Annotated in this window: 15 protein-coding genes; 11 read left to right on the forward strand and 4 right to left on the reverse strand. The window is 70.5% G+C overall.

Going from position 1 to position 19,067, the window contains the following annotated elements:
* The first annotated feature begins 94 nt into the window (after nt 1–94).
* The 11 genes from uvrC (at nt 95) to pgi (ending at nt 14,436) form a co-directional block, all read left to right on the forward strand.
* Nucleotides 95–2,140, forward strand: coding sequence for an excinuclease ABC subunit UvrC (gene uvrC, locus ACIBAD_RS28485; protein ID WP_208329133.1), 2,046 nt, complete (start codon nt 95–97; stop codon nt 2,138–2,140).
* Nucleotides 2,137–3,132: an RNase adapter RapZ gene (gene rapZ / locus ACIBAD_RS28490; protein ID WP_398909415.1), complete on the forward strand. Its 996-nt coding sequence runs from the start codon at nt 2,137–2,139 to the stop codon at nt 3,130–3,132. Before uvrC ends, rapZ begins: the two co-directional genes overlap by 4 nt.
* Nucleotides 3,129–4,199 (forward strand): uridine diphosphate-N-acetylglucosamine-binding protein YvcK, encoded by a 1,071-nt coding sequence (yvcK, locus tag ACIBAD_RS28495; RefSeq protein ID WP_134074951.1) that lies wholly within the window; start codon nt 3,129–3,131, stop codon nt 4,197–4,199. The genes rapZ and yvcK overlap by 4 nt, the downstream gene beginning before the upstream one ends.
* Complete coding sequence (whiA, locus tag ACIBAD_RS28500) at nt 4,190–5,179, forward strand: DNA-binding protein WhiA (RefSeq protein WP_030160342.1); 990 nt, start codon at nt 4,190–4,192, stop codon at nt 5,177–5,179. Before yvcK ends, whiA begins: the two co-directional genes overlap by 10 nt.
* 197 nt (nt 5,180–5,376) lie before the next feature.
* Nucleotides 5,377–8,331, forward strand: a complete 2,955-nt coding sequence (locus ACIBAD_RS28505) for a M14 family metallopeptidase (protein ID WP_134074950.1) — start codon at nt 5,377–5,379, stop codon at nt 8,329–8,331.
* 231 nt (nt 8,332–8,562) lie between these two features.
* Nucleotides 8,563–9,570: a type I glyceraldehyde-3-phosphate dehydrogenase gene (gene gap, locus ACIBAD_RS28510; RefSeq protein ID WP_030160344.1), complete on the forward strand. Its 1,008-nt coding sequence runs from the start codon at nt 8,563–8,565 to the stop codon at nt 9,568–9,570.
* A 144-nt stretch (nt 9,571–9,714) separates the two neighbouring features.
* Nucleotides 9,715–10,926 (forward strand): phosphoglycerate kinase, encoded by a 1,212-nt coding sequence (locus tag ACIBAD_RS28515; protein ID WP_134074949.1) that lies wholly within the window; start codon nt 9,715–9,717, stop codon nt 10,924–10,926.
* Between the two features lie 6 nt (nt 10,927–10,932).
* Complete coding sequence (gene tpiA / locus ACIBAD_RS28520) at nt 10,933–11,709, forward strand: triose-phosphate isomerase (protein WP_134074948.1); 777 nt, start codon at nt 10,933–10,935, stop codon at nt 11,707–11,709.
* Between the two features lie 145 nt (nt 11,710–11,854).
* Nucleotides 11,855–12,082: a preprotein translocase subunit SecG gene (secG, locus tag ACIBAD_RS28525; protein WP_078622294.1), complete on the forward strand. Its 228-nt coding sequence runs from the start codon at nt 11,855–11,857 to the stop codon at nt 12,080–12,082.
* Between the two features lie 187 nt (nt 12,083–12,269).
* Nucleotides 12,270–12,605, forward strand: a complete 336-nt coding sequence (locus ACIBAD_RS28530; RefSeq protein ID WP_010352468.1) for an RNA polymerase-binding protein RbpA — start codon at nt 12,270–12,272, stop codon at nt 12,603–12,605.
* Between the two features lie 175 nt (nt 12,606–12,780).
* Nucleotides 12,781–14,436 carry a glucose-6-phosphate isomerase gene (gene pgi / locus ACIBAD_RS28535; RefSeq protein WP_134075770.1) on the forward strand — a complete coding sequence of 552 codons (1,656 nt, stop codon included), beginning with the start codon at nt 12,781–12,783 and terminating at the stop codon, nt 14,434–14,436.
* 75 nt (nt 14,437–14,511) lie between these two features.
* On the opposite strand, the gene pgl is transcribed toward pgi, so the two are convergent.
* The 4 genes from pgl to tal form a co-directional block, all read right to left on the reverse strand.
* Nucleotides 14,512–15,294 (reverse strand): 6-phosphogluconolactonase, encoded by a 783-nt coding sequence (gene pgl / locus ACIBAD_RS28540; RefSeq protein ID WP_134075768.1) that lies wholly within the window; start codon nt 15,292–15,294, stop codon nt 14,512–14,514.
* Between the two features lie 86 nt (nt 15,295–15,380).
* A complete protein-coding gene (gene opcA, locus ACIBAD_RS28545) occupies nt 15,381–16,415 on the reverse strand; it encodes a glucose-6-phosphate dehydrogenase assembly protein OpcA (RefSeq protein WP_134074947.1) in 1,035 nt (344 codons plus the stop codon).
* Nucleotides 16,412–17,938, reverse strand: a complete 1,527-nt coding sequence (gene zwf / locus ACIBAD_RS28550; protein ID WP_398909421.1) for a glucose-6-phosphate dehydrogenase — start codon at nt 17,936–17,938, stop codon at nt 16,412–16,414. The genes opcA and zwf overlap by 4 nt, the downstream gene beginning before the upstream one ends.
* 5 nt (nt 17,939–17,943) lie before the next feature.
* On the reverse strand, nt 17,944–19,062 hold the full coding sequence (tal, locus tag ACIBAD_RS28555; protein WP_134074946.1) for a transaldolase: 1,119 nt from the start codon (nt 19,060–19,062) through the stop codon (nt 17,944–17,946).
* Nucleotides 19,063–19,067 lie beyond the last annotated feature (5 nt).

A 19,067-nucleotide genomic window follows, 5' to 3' on the forward strand; every position in this document is an offset into this window, starting at 1 on the left:
GGCGGCCGCCCGGGTCCCGCACCCCGATGGCCGGGGGAGCCGGGGCGGGCCCGGTGTACGGGGGTTGTCGGTGGGCGGAAGTAGGGTGGTCGGCATGGCCGACCCTTCCAGCTACCGTCCCGCGCCGGGGCAGATTCCCGACTCCCCGGGGGTCTACCGATTCCGCGACGAACACCGCCGGGTGATCTACGTCGGGAAGGCCAAGAGCCTGCGGCAGCGGCTGGCCAGCTACTTCCAGGACCTCGCCGGACTCCATCCGCGCACCGCCACCATGGTGACCACCGCCGCCTCCGTCGAGTGGACCGTCGTCTCCACCGAGGTCGAGGCGCTCCAGCTCGAATACTCCTGGATCAAGGAGTACGACCCCCGGTTCAACGTCAAGTACCGGGACGACAAGAGCTACCCCTCCCTCGCGGTGACGATGAACGAGGAATATCCGAGGGTCCAGGTCATGCGGGGGCCCAAGAGGAAGGGCGTGCGGTACTTCGGGCCGTACGGGCACGCCTGGGCGATCCGCGAGACCGTCGACCTCATGCTGCGGGTGTTCCCCGTGCGGACCTGCTCCGCCGGGGTGTTCAAGCGCTCCGCGCAGATCGGGCGGCCCTGTCTGCTCGGCTACATCGGCAAGTGCTCCGCGCCCTGCGTCGGCCGGGTCACCCCCGACGAGCACCGCGAACTCGCCGAGGACTTCTGCGACTTCATGGCCGGGCGGACCGGTACGTACCTGTCCCGGCTGGAGCGGCAGATGCACGAGGCCGCCGAGGAGATGGAGTACGAGAAGGCCGCCCGGCTGCGCGACGACATAGGAGCGCTGCGCCGGGCCATGGAGAAGAACGCCGTGGTCCTCGCCGACGCCACGGACGCCGACCTCATCGCCGTGGCCGAGGACGAGCTCGAAGCGGCCGTGCAGATCTTCCACGTGCGCGGCGGGCGCGTGCGCGGGCAGCGCGGCTGGGTCACCGACAAGGTCGAGGCCGTGGACACCGCCGGGCTCGTCGAGCACGCCCTCCAGCAGCTCTACGGGGAGGAGAGCGGCGAGGCCGTCCCCAAGGAGGTGCTGGTTCCGGCCCTGCCCGAGGACACGCCTGCCCTCGCGGAGTGGCTCGCCGGGCGGCGCGGCTCGCTCGTCAGCCTGCGCATCCCGCAGCGCGGCGACAAGAAGGCGCTGATGGAGACCGTCCACCGCAACGCGCAGCAGTCCCTCGCCCTGCACAAGACCAAACGCGCCAGCGACCTCACCACCCGCTCCCGGGCCCTGGAGGAGATCGCCGAGGCCCTCGAGCTCGACAGCGCGCCGCTGCGCATCGAGTGCTTCGACATCTCGCACCTCCAGGGCGACGACGTGGTGGCCTCCATGGTCGTCTTCGAGGACGGGCTGGCGCGCAAGAGCGAGTACCGGCGCTTCCAGATCAAGTCGTTCGAGGGGCAGGACGACGTCCGCTCCATGCACGAGGTGGTCTCGCGGCGCTTCCGCCGCTACCTCCAGGAGAAGCTGAAGACCGGCGAGTGGTCCCCGGAGGACGCGGAGGAGGGGGAGAACCCGCTCGCCGAGGACGACGGGCGGCCGAAGCGCTTCGCGTACCCGCCGCAGCTCGTCGTGGTCGACGGCGGGCAGCCGCAGGTGGCCGCCGCCAAGCGGGCCCTGGACGAGCTCGGCATCGACGACGTGGCCGTCTGCGGGCTGGCGAAGCGGCTGGAGGAGGTCTGGCTGCCCGGCGAGGACGACCCGGTCGTGCTGCCCCGCACCAGCGAGGGGCTCTACCTGCTCCAGCGGGTGCGTGACGAGGCCCACCGGTTCGCGATCCAGTACCAGCGGAACAAGCGCGGAAAGCGGCTCAAGGCGGGCCCGCTCGACGAGGTGCCCGGTCTCGGCGAAAGCCGCAGGCAGGCCCTGGTCAAGCACTTCGGTTCGGTGAAGAAGCTGAGACAGGCGACAATCGACCAGATCTGCGAGGTCCCGGGCATAGGACGCAAGACGGCCGAGACCGTGGCCGCGGCGCTCGCCCGGTCGGTTCCCGCCGGTCCTGCCGTCAACACGGCGACAGGAGAGATCATTGAGGATGAGACCCCGCCCCCGCGGGTGGGGGCACCTCCCGGCGGCAGCCGGGGGACATCGTCCGAACGGGGGACCGAGCAATGACCGAGCGCGAGACCGACCAGACGAACGGCCGGACGGCCGAGCAGGCGACCGACCACACGACCGAGCACGACCGAGACGGAGCACAGGTGAGCACGGGCACGACAGTGGAGCCCGGAGATACCGCCGAGGCGGCCATCCCCGAACTGGTGATCATCTCCGGCATGTCCGGGGCCGGCCGCAGTACGGCGGCCAAGTGTCTGGAGGACCTCGGCTGGTTCGTCGTCGACAACCTCCCGCCCGCCCTGATCCCCACCATGGTGGAGCTCGGCGCCCGCTCCCAGGGCAACGTGGCGCGCATCGCCGTCGTCGTCGACGTCCGCGGACGCCAGTTCTTCGACGCCCTGCGCGAGTCCCTCGCCGACCTCGACAGCAAGGGCGTCACCCGGCGCATCGTCTTCCTGGAGTCCTCCGACGACGCGCTGGTCCGCCGCTTCGAGTCGGTCCGCCGCCCGCACCCCCTCCAGGGCGACGGCCGCATCACCGACGGCATCGCCGCCGAGCGCGACCTGCTGCGCGAGCTGCGCGGCGACGCCGACCTGGTCATCGACACCTCCAGCCTGAACGTGCACGAGCTGCGCGCCAAGATGGACGCCCAGTTCGCCGGCGACGAGGAGCCCGAGCTGCGGGCGACCGTCATGTCCTTCGGCTACAAGTACGGCCTCCCCGTCGACGCCGACCTCGTCGTCGACTGCCGCTTCATCCCGAACCCGCACTGGGTGCCCGAGCTGCGGCCCTTCACCGGCCTCAACCCGGAGGTGTCGGGCTACGTGTTCAGCCAGCCCGGCGCCAAGGAGTTCCTCGACCGCTACACCGAGCTGCTCCAGCTCATCGCCACCGGCTACCGCCGGGAGGGCAAGAGGTACGTGACCATCGCGGTCGGCTGCACCGGTGGCAAGCACCGCAGTGTGGCCATGTCCGAGAAGCTCGCTGCCCGCCTCGCCTCCGAGGGAGTCGAGACCGTCGTGGTCCACCGGGACATGGGGCGCGAGTGACCGGACGGACCCTGCGGCTGCGCCGCCTGCGCCGCCTCACCTCGGGGCAGGGCGAAGACGGCGCCGGCCGCACCGGGCTGCGCCGCGGCGCAGCCCCGAAGGTGGTCGCGCCCAAGGTCGTCGCGCTCGGCGGCGGCATGGGCCTGTCGGCCTCCCTGGCGGCCCTGCGCCGGATCACCGGCGAGCTCACCGCCGTCGTCACCGTCGCCGACGACGGCGGTTCCAGCGGCCGGCTCCGGGAGGAGCTCGGCGTGCTGCCGCCCGGCGACCTGCGCAAGGCGCTGGCCGCGCTGTGCGGCGACGACGACTGGGGCCAGACCTGGGCCCGCGTCATCCAGCACCGCTTCCAGTCGGCCGGCGCCCTGCACGAGCACGCGGTCGGCAACCTGCTGATCGTCGCCCTGTGGGAACAGCTCGGCGACCCCGTCCAGGCCCTCGACCTGGTCGGGAAGCTGCTCGGGGCGCAGGGCCGGGTGCTGCCCATGTCGGCGGTGCCGCTGGAGCTGCAGGCCCTGGTCCGCGGCCACGATCCCGCCCGCCCGGACGAGGTGGACACCGTCCGGGGGCAGGCCACGGTGGCCACGACCCCCGGCGAGGTGCTCTCCGTACAGGTCGTGCCCGGGGATCCGCCGGCCGTGCCGGAGGCCGTCGCGGCGGTCCTGGACGCGGACTGGGTGGTGCTCGGTCCGGGCTCCTGGTTCTCGTCCGTGATCCCGCACCTGCTGGTGCCGGAACTGCTCGACGCGCTGATCGAGACCAAGGCCCGCAGGGTCCTCTCGCTGAACCTCGCGCCGCAGCCCGGTGAAACAGAGGGCTTCTCTCCGCAGCGTCATTTGGAGGTTTTGGCCCGACACGCCCCTAAACTCGCCCTGGACGTGGTGCTGGCCGACGAGGCCGCCGTGCCCGACCGCGAGTCCCTCGCCGATGCCGCAAAACGGTTCGGTGCCGCGGTCGAGCTGGCGCCGGTGGCCAGGGAAGACGGCTCTCCGAAGCATGATCCGGAGCTGCTCGCCGCCGCGTACGACCGTATTTTTCGGATGCATGGAAGGATCGGCCCATGGCGATGACGCCAGCGGTGAAGGATGAGATCTCCCGGCTCCCCGTCACCCGGACCTGCTGCAGGAAGGCGGAGGTCTCGGCGATTCTTCGGTTCGCGGGCGGGCTGCACCTGGTGAGCGGGCGGATCGTCATCGAGGCGGAGCTGGACACCGGGATCGCTGCCCGGCGCCTGCGCAAGGACATCCTGGAGATCTTCGGCCATTCCTCGGACCTGGTGGTCATGGCCCCCGGCGGCCTGCGCCGGGGCAGCCGCTACGTCGTCCGGGTCGTGGCCGGCGGTGACCAGCTGGCGCGCCAGACGGGCCTCGTGGACGGCCGCGGCCGCCCCATCCGGGGCCTTCCCCCGCAGGTGGTCTCCGGGGCCACCTGTGACGCCGAGGCGGCCTGGCGCGGTGCCTTCCTGGCCCACGGCTCGCTCACCGAGCCGGGCCGGTCCTCCTCCTTGGAGGTGACCTGCCCCGGTCCGGAGGCCGCCCTGGCCCTGGTGGGCGCCGCCCGCCGGCTCTCCATCGCCGCCAAGGCGCGCGAAGTGCGCGGCGTGGACCGGGTCGTGGTCCGCGACGGCGACGCCATCGGCGCCCTGCTGACCCGGCTCGGCGCGCACGAGTCGGTGCTCGCCTGGGAGGAGCGGCGGATGCGGCGCGAGGTGCGCGCCACCGCCAACCGCCTCGCCAACTTCGACGACGCCAACCTGCGCCGCTCGGCGCGGGCCGCGGTGGCCGCCGGGGCCCGGGTCCAGCGCGCGCTGGAGATCCTCGGCGAGGAGGTACCCGAGCACCTCGCGGCGGCCGGCCGGCTGCGCATGGAGCACAAGCAGGCCTCCCTGGAGGAGCTGGGCGCGCTCGCCGACCCGCCGCTGACGAAGGACGCGGTCGCGGGCCGGATCCGCCGCCTGCTGGCGATGGCCGACAAGCGGGCGCAGGACCTGGGGATCCCGGGGACCGAGTCGAACCTGAGCGAGGACCTCGCCGACAACATGGCGGGCTGACCGCGCCGGAACGAGACGCCGGCCGGTACGCCCGCCCGTCGGCCCCCTCCTCCGTACGCCTCGCGCCGTACGTCTCAAAGGGGCCCGCACGTCACACGTGCGGGCCCCTTTGAGACACGCCCCATTGACATGGGCATCGCTTGATCGTGAGCCTGTCGTCCGAACGCTTTCGTGGCAGACGACGCCCAGGGGGGCACATGAGGCACCGCGCGAGATCGATCCTCGCCGCAAGCGCACTCGTCTTGGGAACCACACTGACCGCCCTTCCGGCGGCCCACGCCCGGCCCGCAGCAGACGCCTCACCCGGCGCCGACGAGGTTCGGGTCTACGACGCGGACATCACCAAGGAGCAGGTGCCGCTGCTCCTCGCCGCGGGCCAGGACGCCCACGAGCTGACCGAGCGCGCCCCGCAGAACGGGACCGCCAAGGTCGAGCTGTTCCTCACCGGCGGCCAGGCCAAGGAGCTCGCCGGCCAGGGCGTCAAGCTCGCCGAGCACAAGGTCCCGGCGAGCGCGGCCCGTGCCGAGGCCGTCGGCGACGGGGTCTTCCGCCCGTACAGCGGCAAGGGCGGGCTCCAGGAGGAGATCCTCAAGACCGCCCAGGCCAACCCCGGCCTCGCCAAGGTGGTCTCCATCGGCAAGACCGTCCAGGGCAAGGACATCCTGGCCCTGAAGGTCACCAAGAACGCCCGCACCACCAAGGACGGCGGCAGGCCGTCCGTGCTCTACATGTCCAACCAGCACGCCCGGGAGTGGATCACCCCCGAGATGACCCGGCGGCTGATGCACCACACCCTCGACAACTACGGCAAGGACCAGCGGATCACCAAGCTGGTGGACTCCACCGAGCTGTGGTTCCTGCTGTCCGCCAACCCGGACGGCTACGACTACACGCACTCCGCGGACGGCGACCGGCTGTGGCGCAAGAACCTGCGCGACAACAACGGCGACGGCAAGATCACCACCGGTGACGGCGTCGACCTCAACCGGAACTTCGCCTACAAGTGGGGCTACGACAACGAGGGTTCCTCGCCGAACCAGTCGAGCGAGACCTACCGCGGCCCCAAGGCGTCCTCCGAGCCGGAGACCGTCGCCCTCGACGGGTTCGAGAAGCGCATCGGCTTCACGTACGCCATCAACTACCACTCCGCCGCCGAGCTGCTGCTCTACGGCGTGGGCTGGCAGGTGGCCACCCCGACCCCGGACGACGTCGCCTACAAGGCGCTCGCCGGCACCCCGGAGAACTCCGCGATCCCGGGCTACTACCCGCAGGTCTCCTCGGAGCTCTACACCACCAACGGCGAGGCCGACGGCCACGCCGCGAACGTCAACGGCGTCATGATGTTCACGCCGGAGATGACCACCTGCCAGACGGCCTCCGCGAGCGACCCGAACGACCGGTGGAAGCCCGAGGACTGCCGGTCCGGCTTCAACTTCCCGGACGACGAGAAGCTCATCCAGGCGGAGTTCGCGAAGAACGTCCCCTTCGCCCTCGCCGTCGGAGAGAGCGCCGCCCACCCGGACCAGCCGAAGTCCTCCGTCGGCCTGAGCGCCGCGGACTTCACCCTGGACCCCTTCACCACCTCCTACGTGGCCAAGGGCGAGGACCAGACGGTCTCCGTCACCGCCCGCAAGGCGCTGAAGGACAAGCAGCTCAAGTTCCGCATCAACGGCGGCCGTACGCACGACGACGGGCTGCGGGCCTGGAAGGGCGGCGGCGTCTACGGCGGCGACGACAACAACTGGTTCGACGAGTACCGGGCCAAGGTCGACGGTGCGAAGCCGGGCGACAAGGTCGAGGCCTGGTTCACCGGCCGCGACGGCTCCGGCCGGCAGGTCTCCAGCGAGCACTTCACCTACACGGTGGCCGAGCGGCCTCGCGCCGACGTCCTGGTGATCGCCGAGGAGGGGGCCAAGGCCCAGCACGCGCAGGAGTACGTCGACGCCCTGCGCGCCAACGGGAAGTCCGCGGCGGTCTGGGACGTGGCCGCGCAGGGTGCCCCGCACCACCTCGGCGTGCTCTCCCACTTCCGTACGGCCGTCCACTACACCGGCGCCAAGACCCCCGGCGGCGACACCCAGCTCGCCGTACGGGACTTCCTCAACGAGGGCGGCAAGCTGATCGAGGCCGGCGAGCTCGCGGGCGGCAACGCCCAGGTCGGCCGCGCCGTGACGGACGACTTCAGCCAGTACTACCTCGGCGCATACAGCCGTACGAGTGCCCGCGGCGCGACCGGCTTCACCGGTACGGGTGCCCTCTCGGGCGCCAAGGGCGGCCTGGGCGACGCGGCCGGCAACCCGTTCAACGCCCCCGGCTCCTACGCGGTCACCTCCGACTCCCTGCCCGCGGCGCAGTTCCCGCAGTTCAAGAGCGCGCAGGCGGGCCAGTACGCCGGGGTCGTGAACCCGTACGCCCCCTACTCCGGGGCGGGGATGGCCGCGGCCACCCACGAGGACGACGAGTGGAAGCGGCTGACCCGCACGGTCGACCTGACCAAGGTCACCGCCGCCGACAAGCCGCAGCTCAAGATGGCCCTCAACTGGAACACCGAGCCGGGCTACGACCACGCGCTCCTGGAGGCCCACACGACAGGGGCCGAGGACTGGACCACGCTGCCCGAGGCGGGCGGCCTGACCGCCGCCACCGTCCCGACGGAGTGCGAGGCCGGGTTCTACGTCAACGGCCACCCGTTCCTGAAGCACTACCTCACCCTGGACAGCGCCGGCTGCACCGCCGCCGGCACCAGCGGCTCGTGGAACAGCTTCACTGGCTCGTCCGACGGGTGGAAGCAGGTCGCCTTCGACCTGAGCGCGTACGCGGGCAAGACCGTCGAGGTCTCCCTCTCGTACGTATCGGACGGCGGCTCCGGCGGCCGGGGCCTCTTCGCGGACGACGCGCGCGTCTCCGTCGGCGGAGCCGACCAGGCCGTGGAGGGGTTCGAGACCTCCCTGGGCGCCTGGACCGCCCAGGGCGCACCTGCCGGAAGTCCCGTGGTCCCGGGCGATTGGTCCCGGTCCGGCGAGCTGTTCAAGTCGTACGCCTCGGTGACTACGCGTAACACGGTGCTCCTCGGCTTCGGCCTCGAACACCTGCCGGCGGCGGCGGATCGAGCCGTACTCGTCGGTAAGGCGCTCAGGTCGCTGCACCGCTGATCATTCGAGCCCCCGTCGCTCACTCTGAGTGACGGGGGCCAAGGGCCCCCGGGCCCCGTGCCGAGCGCACGGTACGGGCCCCGGCGGCCGTCTTCCCCGTGGCAGGGGGAGTGTCAGGTCCCGGCCGATGTCACTCAAAAGCTCACGGAGAGGTAGGGTCGTAAGCGGTCGGGGACATCCCATACAGCTCGCCGGCGGGACAGGCCGGCGCACCAACGAGGAGATCGGTTCGTGACGATCCGCGTAGGCATCAATGGTTTTGGCCGAATTGGCCGCAACTACTTCCGGGCGCTCCTTGAGCAGGGAGCGGACATCGAGATCGTCGGTGTCAACGACCTGACTGACAACGCGACCCTGGTGCACCTGCTCAAGTACGACACCATCCTGGGCCGCCTCAAGGCCGAGGTCTCCCACACCGACGACACCATCACCGTCGGCGGCAACACCTTCAAGACGTTCGCCGAGCGGGACCCCGCGAACCTGCCCTGGGGTGAGCTCGGCGCCGACATCGTCATCGAGTCGACCGGCATCTTCACGAAGAAGGCCGACGCCGCCAAGCACATCGCCGCGGGCGCGAAGAAGGTCCTCATCTCGGCTCCGGCCAAGGACGAGGACATCACGATCGTGATGGGCGTCAACCAGGACAAGTACGACGCGGCCAACCACCACGTCATCTCCAACGCCTCCTGCACCACCAACTGCGTGGCGCCGATGGCCAAGGTCCTCGACGAGAACTTCGGCATCGTCAAGGGCATGATGACCACGGTCCACGCGTACACGAACGACCAGCGCATCCTGGACTTCCCGCACTCGGACCTGCGCCGCGCCCGCGCCGCCGCCGAGAACATCATCCCGACCTCGACGGGTGCCGCCAAGGCCACCGCTCTGGTCCTCCCGCAGCTCAAGGGCAAGCTGGACGGCATCGCCATGCGCGTCCCGGTCCCGACCGGCTCGGTCACCGACCTCGTCCTGGAGCTCTCCCGCGAGACCACCAAGGAAGAGATCAACGCCGCCTTCCAGAAGGCCGCCGAGGGCCAGCTCAAGGGCATCCTCGACTACACCGAGGACGCGATCGTCTCCTCCGACATCGTGAACTGGCCGGCTTCCTGCACCTTCGACTCCTCCCTGACCATGGTTCAGGACGGTACGCAGGTCAAGGTCGTCGGCTGGTACGACAACGAGTGGGGCTACTCCAACCGCCTCGTCGACCTGACCGTCTTCGTCGGCGGTCAGCTCTAAGTCTCAGGTAGCAGGGCCAGGAAACAAGATGTGAGGACAGGGTCCGGTCAGCGCGATGGAGCGCTGCACGGGCCCTGTCGTCTGCCTCCACCGATCGGCCCCGCACCGGCAGAACCCGTGTATGGGGATAAGGAGTAGAAACACATGAAGACGATCGACGAACTGCTCGCCGACGGCGTGTCCGGCAAGCGGGTCTTCGTCCGCGCCGATCTCAACGTGCCGCTCGACGGCGACAAGATCACCGACGACGGCCGCATCCGCGCCGTGCAGCCGACCATCGCGAAGCTCGCCGAAGCCGGCGCGCGCGTGATCGTCGCCTCGCACCTGGGCCGCCCCAAGGGCGCCCCGGACCCGGCCTTCTCGCTCGCTCCGGCCGCCAGGCGACTCGGTGAACTGCTCGGTGCGGACGTCGCGTTCGCCACCGACACCGTCGGTGAATCCGCCAAGGGGACCGTCGCCGCCCTCGCCGACGGCCAGGTCGCCGTCATCGAGAACCTGCGCTTCAACGCCGGTGAGACCGCGAAGGACGACGCCGAGCGCGGCGCCTTCGCGGACCAGCTCGCCGCGCTCGCCGACGTCTACGTCGGCGACGGCTTCGGCGCCGTGCACCGCAAGCACGCCTCGGTCTTCGACCTGCCCGCGCGCCTCCCGCACGCGGCCGGCTACCTGATCGCCACCGAGGTCGGCGTCCTGAAGAAGCTGACCGCGGACGTCAAGCGCCCGTACGTGGTCGTCCTCGGCGGCGCCAAGGTCTCCGACAAGCTGGCCGTCATCGACCAGCTGCTCGGCAAGGCCGACCGCATCCTCATCGGCGGCGGCATGGCGTACACGTTCCTCTACGCCAAGGGCTACGAGGTCGGCATCTCCCTGCTCCAGAAGGACCAGGTGGACGTCGTCAAGGAGTACATGGAGCGCGCCGAGAAGAGCGGCGTCGAGCTGGTCCTCCCGGTCGACATCCTGGCCTCCGCGGACTTCCCCGACCTCAAGGGCAAGACCCCGGCCGAGTTCATCACCGTCGACGCGGACAAGATCCCCGCCGACAAGGAGGGTCTGGACATCGGTCCCGCGACCCGTGAGCTGTACGCGTCGAAGATCGCCGACGCGGAGACCGTCTTCTGGAACGGTCCCGTGGGCGTCTTCGAGCACCCCGACTACGCCGGAGGCACCCGCGCCATCGCGCAGGCCCTCGTCGACAGCAGCGCGTTCACCGTGGTCGGCGGCGGCGACTCCGCCGCGGCCGTGCGCACGCTCGGCTTCGACGAGAACGCTTTCGGTCACATCTCGACCGGTGGCGGCGCCTCCCTCGAATACCTTGAGGGCAAGACGCTCCCCGGCCTCGCCGCACTGGAGGTCTGAACCCGTATGACCACGCGTACCCCGCTGATGGCGGGCAACTGGAAGATGAACCTCAACCACCTTGAGGCCATCGCGCACGTCCAGAAGCTCGCCTTCGCGCTCGCCGACAAGGACTACGACGCCGTCGAGGTCGCGGTCCTGCCGCCCTTCGTCGACCTGCGCTCGGTCCAGACCCTGGTCGACGGCGACAAGCTGAAGATCAAGTACGGCGCCCAGGACATCTCGGCGCACGACTCCGGTGCCTACACCGGCGAGGTCTCCGGCTCGATGCTCGCGAAGCTGAAGTGCACGTACGTGGCCGTCGGCCACAGCGAGCGCCGCCAGTACCACGGCGAGAGCGACGAGCTCTGCAACGCCAAGGTCAAGGCCGCCTACCGGCACGGGATCACCCCGATCCTGTGCGTCGGCGAGGGCCTGGACGTCCGCAAGGCCGGACAGCAGGTCCCGCACACCCTCGCCCAGGTCGACGGCGGCCTCAAGGACGTCCCGGCCGAGCAGGTCGAGTCCATCGTGATCGCGTACGAGCCGGTCTGGGCCATCGGGACCGGCGAGGTCGCCACCCCCGAGGACGCGCAGGAGGTCTGCGGGGCGATCCGCACCCGCCTCGCCGAGCTCTACTCCCAGGAGCTGGCCGACAAGGTCCGCATCCAGTACGGCGGCTCCGTGAAGTCCGGCAACATCGCGGCGATCATGGCCCAGCCCGACGTCGACGGCGCCCTGATCGGCGGCGCGGCGCTGGACGCGGACGAATTCGTGAAGATCGTCCGCTTCCGCGACCAGTGAGCTGCGTGACCGTCGCAGCGAGTATGCGGTAGGGCGGATCCGTCGTACCCTTGCGGGGGCCAGGAGGCTGAACCGACAGCCACTGGCCCCCGCGCACGTCAAGCAGAGCCGGACAGCCAGAAAAGCCAGAAAGTAGGAATCAGCCGTGATTATGGGGTTCTCGATCGCCCTGATCGTCTTCAGCGCCCTGCTGATGCTGCTCGTGCTGATGCACAAGGGCAAGGGCGGCGGCCTTTCCGACATGTTCGGCGGCGGCATGCAGTCGTCCGTCGGCGGCTCCTCGGTGGCGGAGCGCAACCTGGACCGGATCACCGTCGTGGTGGGTCTGCTCTGGTTCGCCTGCATCATGGCGCTCGGGATTCTGCTGAAGTAGCGAAGCCGACGGTTCTGGCCATTGTGCCGGTCCGGTCGGCTCCACCCCGCCTATCATGAGGACGGCGTCCACGGCCTGGAGTGAGTAACTCCATGTGATGGACGTGCGTTGGGCCTTACGTAGACTGGGGCGCCCGCAGCGGAATCCACTCACGCTTCGCGGCACCATCACGCAGGGAGTTACGACCGTGGCAAGTGGCAACGCGATCCGTGGCAGTCGGGTCGGAGCGGGGCCGATGGGTGAGGCCGAGCGCGGCGAGTCCGCGCCCCGCCTGCGCATCTCCTTCTGGTGCTCGAACGGGCACGAGACGCAGCCGAGCTTCGCCAGCGACGCGCAGGTGCCGGACACCTGGGACTGCCCGCGCTGCGGGTTCCCGGCCGGCCAGGACCGGGACAACCCGCCCGCGCCGCCGCGCACCGAGCCCTACAAGACGCACCTGGCGTACGTCCGGGAGCGGCGGTCGGACGCCGACGGCGAGGCGATCCTCGCCGAGGCGCTCGCCAAGCTCCGCGGCGAGATCTGACAGACGCACGAGTGACGGTGTGACACCGGGCCCGGCCCGCAGGAGTCTTCTCCAGCGGGCCGGGCCCTCTGCGTACCCCCGCGCCGAAGGCGCTGTCCGGCACACCCCCCTTTGATCCCTTAAGTTGGTGATCGGCGGGGCACGACAGGACGGAAGAAACGGGTTGATGTCCGAGATGAACGCAGACGGCCGGATGAGGCTCAACCGGACGCCCGAGTGGATGGCACTCGGCAAGCACCGCGAAGAGCTGGGGCAGACGCACCTGCGCGACCTGTTCGCGGCGGATCCGAACCGGGGAACGGGTTACACGCTGCGGGTCGGGGACCTGTACATCGACTACTCGAAGCACCTGGTCACCGACCAGACGCTGGAACTGCTGCGCGAGCTGGCGGCGGCGACGGGCGTGGCCGAGCTTCGCGAGGCGATGTTCCGCGGCGAGAAGATCAACACGACGGAGGACCGGGCGGTCCTGCACACCGCCCTGCGCGCGCCCGAGGGTGCGGTGGTCGAGGTGGACGGCGAGAACGTCGTCCCCGCGGTGCACGCCGTCCTCGACAAGATGGCGGCCTTCTCCGGCCAGGTCCGGTCGGGGGAGTGGACCGGCTTCACCGGCAAGCGCATCAAGAACGTGGTCAACATCGGCATCGGCGGCTCCGACCTGGGCCCGGCGATGGCCTACGAGGCGCTGCGCGCCTTCACCGACCGCGCGCTGACCGTGCGGTTCGTGTCCAACGTGGACGGCGCCGACCTGCACGAGGCCGTACGGGACCTGGACCCGGCCCAGACGCTTTTCATCATCGCCTCCAAGACCTTCACCACCATCGAGACCATCACCAACGCGGAGTCGGCGCGGGAGTGGCTGCTGGCGGGTCTGGGCGGTGACACGGCGGCCGTGGCGCGGCACTTCGTGGCGCTGTCGACCAACGAGGAGAAGGTCACCGCGTTCGGCATCGATCCGGCCAACATGTTCGGGTTCTGGGACTGGGTCGGCGGGCGCTACTCCTTCGACTCCGCGATCGGGCTCTCGCTGATGATCGCGATCGGGCCGGACGCCTTCCGGGAGATGCTGGGCGGCTTCCGGACGGTGGACGAGCACTTCCGCACGGCCCCGCCGGAGCAGAACGCGCCGCTCCTGATGGGCCTGTTGGGGATCTGGTACGGGGCGTTCTTCGACGCGCAGTCGCACGCGGTCCTGCCGTACAGCCACTACCTCTCCCGCTTCACCGCGTACCTCCAGCAGCTGGACATGGAGTCCAACGGCAAGTCCGTGGACCGGGACGGCAATCCGGTGGACTGGCAGACCGGCCCCGTCGTGTGGGGCACGCCCGGCACCAACGGGCAGCACGCGTACTACCAGTTGATCCACCAGGGCACGAAGGTGATCCCGGCGGACTTCATCGGCTTCGCCCGGCCGATCGGCGAGCTGCCGCCGACCCTCGCGGGCCAGCACGACCTGCTGATGGCGAACTTCTTCGCGCAGACGCAGGCGCTGGCCTTCGGCAAGACGGCGGAGGAGGTCCGTGCGGAGGGCGTGGCCGAGCCCCTGGTCCCGCACAAGACCTTCAAGGGGAACCACCCGACCACGACGATCCTGGCGCAGGACCTCACCCCGGCGGTGCTGGGCCAGCTCATCGCGCTGTACGAGCACAAGGTGTTCGTCCAGGGCGCGGTGTGGAACATCGACTCCTTCGACCAGTGGGGCGTGGAGCTCGGAAAGGTCCTGGCGAAGCGGGTCGAGCCGGCGCTGACGGACGGCGCGCAGGTGCCGGGGCTGGACGCCTCGTCGAAGGCCCTCGTGGCCGTCTACCGGGAGCTGCGCGGCCGCGGCTGAGCCGGACGGATCACGGACGGGCAGAAGGGCCCGCTCCCGTTGTGGGGGCGGGCCCTTCTGCCGTACGGGGCCGGGTCAGGAGGCGGGCGACGGGTACAGGCCCGCCGGGAGCTTCGCCGCGGCCGTGCGGTCCAGCAGCCACAGGGTGCGGGAGCGGCCGTACGCCTGCGCGGCGGGGGCCTGCACGGCGCCCGCACCGCCCAGGGCGATGGCCACCGCCCCGGCCTTGTCCTCGCCCGCCGCCAGCAGCCAGACCTCGCGGGCCGCCCGGATGGCCGGGAGGGTCAGGGAGATCCGGGTGGGCGGCGGCTTGGGCGCGCCGTGCACCCCGACCACCGTGCGGTCGGTCTCGCGGGAGGCGGGGTGCTCGGGGAAGAGCGAGGCGATGTGGGTGTCCGGGCCGACGCCCAGCATCAGGACGTCGAAGGTGGGGACCGGCCCGTGGTCCTCCGGCCCTGCGGCCTTCGCCAGCTCGGCCGCGTACGCGGCGGCCGCCGCGTCCACGTCCACCCCGTACGGCCCGTCGGAGGCGGGCATCGCGTGCACGCGCGCCGGGTCGACCGGAACGGAGTCCAGGAGGGCCTCACGGGCCTGGGTGTGGTTGCGCTCGGGGTCGTCGGCGGGGACGTAGCGCTCGTCGCCCCACCAGAGGTCGAGCCGAGACCAGTCGACGGCGTCCCGGGCCGGGGCCGCGGCCAGCGCGGCGAGGAGGCCGTTGCCGTTGCGGCCGCCCGTGAGGACGACGGAGGCGCTGCCGCGGGCGGCTTGCGCGTCGACGATCTTGGTGATGAGCCGGGCCGCTGCGGCCTGGGCCATCAGCTCCTTGTCCCGGTGGACGACGACCTGGGGAGTCGTCATTCCCATTGCTGCCGCCTTGTCGATCGTGGGTGCGGATGGCGCTGCGCGGGGCGGGGAGGGACCCCGCCCCGCGCAGCGGCCACTGCCTACTTGGCCGAGGCCTTCTTCGCGGGCTTCGCCGCCGGCTTCGCGGCCGGGGCCCCGTCCTCGGCCGGTGCGGCCTCGGCCTTGCCCGCTGCGGGGGCCGCAGGCGCCGCCGCGGCCAGCTTGGCCACGCCGAACTTCAGCGCGGCCTCGTACGTGTTGTCCGGGTCGAGCCGGCGCAGCTCCTCCGCCAGGAGCTCGGCCGTGTCCCGGCGCTTGAGCGCCACGGCACGGTCGGGCTGCCCCGGCATGCACAGCGTCGCCAGCGCGCCGTCCGCCCGGTCCAGGACGATGTCGCCGTCCTTGGTCTCCAGCCGGACCGAGGTCAGGCCGGGACCCGCCGAGGCCGTACGCCGGACGGGCACCTGCAGGCGGTCCGCCAGCCACATGGCCAGCAGCTCGCAGCTCGGGTTCTCGTCCTCGCCCTCGACGACCACCGAGGCGACCTTGACGGCCTGCTGGTCCAGCGCGGCGGCCAGCATCGAACGCCACGGCGTGATCCGGGTCCAGGACAGGTCCGTGTCACCCGGGGCGTAGGCCGCGGCCCGCTGCCCGAGCGCCTGCTGGGGGTTCTCGCAGGCGTACGTGTCCGAGATCCGGCGCTGCCCGAGCGCACCCAGCGGATCGCCCGCCAGGTCCGACGGGGCACCGTCCGGCCACCAGACCACGACGGGCGCGTCCGGCAGGAGGAGCGGGAGAACCACTGACTGGGCGTGGTCGACCAGTTCACCGTGGAGGCGGAGCACCACCGTCTCACCGGTGCCGGCGTCCGCCCCGACGCGGACTTCCGCGTCGAGACGGGCGTCGCGGCGGCTGCGCGGCGAGCGGCTGACCCGCTTGATGACGACGACGATCCGCGAGGGGTGTTCGTGGGACGCGTCGTTCGCCGACTTGAGCGCGTCGTACGCGTTCTCTTCGTCGGTCACGATCACCAGCGTGAGGACCATGCCGATGGCCGGCGTGCCGATGTCCCGGCGCGCCTGCACCAACGCGGCGTTGATCTTGCTGGAGGTGGTCTCCGTGAGGTCGATCTTCATGGCCGGCGCCAGCTCCGTCCGTCTCGTGCGAGCATCTCGTCCGCCTCGACCGGCCCCCAGGTTCCCGCCGGGTACTGCGCGGGCTTGCCGTGCTTGTCCCAGTACTCCTCGATCGGGTCGAGGATGTTCCAGGACAGCTCGACCTCCTGGTGGCGCGGGAAGAGGTTCGCGTCACCCAGCAGGACGTCGAGGATCAGCCGCTCGTACGCCTCGGGGCTCGACTCCGTGAAGGACTCGCCGTACGCGAAGTCCATCGTCACGTCCCGGACCTCCATGGAGGTGCCCGGAACCTTGGAGCCGAAGCGCACCGTCACGCCCTCGTCCGGCTGGACCCGGATGACCAGGGCGTTCTGCCCCAGCTCCTCGGTCGCACCCGACTCGAACGGCAGGTACGGGGCCCGCTTGAAGACGACCGCGATCTCGGTCACCCGGCGGCCCAGGCGCTTGCCGGTCCGCAGGTAGAACGGGACGCCCGCCCAGCGGCGGTTGTTGATCTCCAGGCGGATGGCCGCGTAGGTGTCGGTCTTCGACTTGGGGTCGATGCCGTCCTCTTCGAGGTACCCGACGACCTTCTCGCCACCCTGCCACGCCGCCGAGTACTGGCCGCGCACGGTGTGCTTGCCCAGGTCCTCGGGAAGCTCGACGGCCGTGAGGACCTTGAGCTTCTCCGCCACCAGCGCCTTCGGGTGGAAGGAGCCGGGCTCCTCCATCGCGGTCAGCGCGAGCAGCTGCAGCAGGTGGTTCTGGATGACGTCGCGCGCCGCGCCGATGCCGTCGTAGTACCCGGCACGGCCGCCGATGCCGATGTCCTCGGCCATGGTGATCTGCACGTGGTCGACGTACGACCGGTTCCAGATCGGCTCGAACATCGTGTTGGCGAAGCGGAGCGCCAGGATGTTCTGGACGGTCTCCTTGCCGAGGTAGTGGTCGATCCGGAAGACCTCGTCCCGCGGGAAGACCTCGTGGACGACCTTGTTGAGCTCCTCGGCGCTCTTCAGGTCGTGCCCGAAGGGCTTCTCGATGACGGCGCGCCGCCAGGAGCCCTCCTTCTGCGCCAGCCCGTGGTTCTTGAGCTGCTGGACCACCTTGGGGAAGAACTTCGGCGGCACGGACAGGTAGAAGGCGAAGTTGCCCCCCGTGCCCTGCGCCTTGTCCAGGTCGTCGATCGTGGACTTCAGGGTCTCGAACGCCGCGTCGTCGTCGAAATCGCCCTGCACGAAGCGGCAGCCCTGCACCAGCTGCTGCCAGACCTCCTCCCGGAAGGGGGTGCGTGAGTGCTGCTTGACGGCCTCGTACACCTCCTGGGCGAAGTCCTCGTGCTCCCATTCACGGCGGGCGAAGCCGATCAGCGAGAAGCCCGGCGGCAGCAGCCCCCGGTTCGCCAGGTCGTAGATGGCGGGCATCAGCTTCTTGCGCGACAGGTCACCCGTAACGCCGAAAATGACCAGGCCGGACGGCCCCGCGATGCGCGGGAGCCGCCGGTCCTGTGCGTCACGAAGCGGGTTCGCTCCGTTCACAGTCAAGGTGTTCAGGCCTCCGTGGGGGCAAGGCGCTCAAGCTCCGCCTCGGTGGACTTCAGCAGGTCGTTCCAGGACGCCTCGAACTTCTCGACGCCCTCGTCTTCGAGCAGCTGCACCACATCGTCGTACGAGATGCCCAGCTTCGCGACCGCGTCGAGCTCGGCGCGGGACTGGTCGTACGTGGCGCGCACGGTGTCACCCGTGATCTCACCGTGGTCGGCGGTGGCCTCCAGGGTGGCCTCCGGCATGGTGTTGACGGTGTTCGGGGCGACCAGGTCGACCACGTACAGGGTGTCCTTGTACGCCGGGTCCTTGACGCCGGTCGAGGCCCACAGCGCACGCTGCTTGTTGGCGCCGACGCGCTCCAGGGCGTTCCACCGGTCGGAGGAGAACACCTCTTCGTAGGCCTCGTAGGCCAGGCGGGCGTTGGCGAGGGCCGCCTTGCCCTTCAGGGCCTTCGCCTCGTCGGTGCCGACGGCGTCCAGGCGCTTGTCGATCTCGCTGTCCACGCGGGACACGAAGAAGGAGGCGACCGAGTGGATCAGGGAGAGGTCCAGGCCCGAGGCCTTGGCCTTCTCCAGACCCGCCAGGTACGCGTCCATGACCTCGCGGTAGCGCTCCAGCGAGAAGATCAGCGTGACGTTGACGCTGATGCCCTTGCCGATGACCTCGGTGATCGCCGGCAGGCCGGCCTTGGTCGCCGGGATCTTGATCAGCGTGTTCGGGCGGTCCACCAGCCAGGCGAGCTGCTTGGCCTCGGCGATCGTCGCCGTGGTGTCGTGGGCCAGCCGCGGGTCGACCTCGATGGAGACCCGGCCGTCCTGGCCGTCGGTGCGGTCGTAGACCGGGCGCAGGATGTCGGCGGCGTCGCGGACGTCCGCCGTCGTGATCATGCGGATGGCCTCGTCGACGGTGACCTTGCGGGCGGCGAGGTCGGCGAGCTGCTGCTCGTAGCCGTCGCCGCTGCTGATCGCCTTCTGGAAGATCGACGGGTTGGTGGTGACACCGACCACGTGCGACTGGTCGATGAGCTCGGCCAGGTTGCCGGACGTGATGCGCTTGCGGGACAGGTCGTCCAGCCAGATCGCCACGCCCTCGTCGGAGAGGCGCTTGAGTGCGTCTGTCATGGGAA

Origin of the sequence: Streptomyces sp. NPDC051109 (assembly GCF_044455885.1) — a bacterium.
Classification (GTDB): Bacteria; Actinomycetota; Actinomycetes; order Streptomycetales; family Streptomycetaceae; genus Streptomyces.

Bases quoted from the DNA above. Each gene is read 5' to 3' on its own strand.
- pgi (WP_134075770.1), top strand. From the start codon at position 12,781: ATGAACGCAGACGGCCGGATGAGGCTCAACCGGACGCCCGAGTGGATG.
- rapZ (WP_398909415.1), top strand. From the start codon at position 2,137: ATGACCGAGCGCGAGACCGACCAGACGAACGGCCGGACGGCCGAGCAG.
- tal (WP_134074946.1), bottom strand. From the start codon at position 19,062: ATGACAGACGCACTCAAGCGCCTCTCCGACGAGGGCGTGGCGATCTGG.
- ACIBAD_RS28505 (WP_134074950.1), top strand. From the start codon at position 5,377: ATGAGGCACCGCGCGAGATCGATCCTCGCCGCAAGCGCACTCGTCTTG.
- tpiA (WP_134074948.1), top strand. From the start codon at position 10,933: ATGACCACGCGTACCCCGCTGATGGCGGGCAACTGGAAGATGAACCTC.
- opcA (WP_134074947.1), bottom strand. From the start codon at position 16,415: ATGAAGATCGACCTCACGGAGACCACCTCCAGCAAGATCAACGCCGCG.
- pgl (WP_134075768.1), bottom strand. From the start codon at position 15,294: ATGACGACTCCCCAGGTCGTCGTCCACCGGGACAAGGAGCTGATGGCC.
- whiA (WP_030160342.1), top strand. From the start codon at position 4,190: ATGGCGATGACGCCAGCGGTGAAGGATGAGATCTCCCGGCTCCCCGTC.
- ACIBAD_RS28515 (WP_134074949.1), top strand. From the start codon at position 9,715: ATGAAGACGATCGACGAACTGCTCGCCGACGGCGTGTCCGGCAAGCGG.
- uvrC (WP_208329133.1), top strand. From the start codon at position 95: ATGGCCGACCCTTCCAGCTACCGTCCCGCGCCGGGGCAGATTCCCGAC.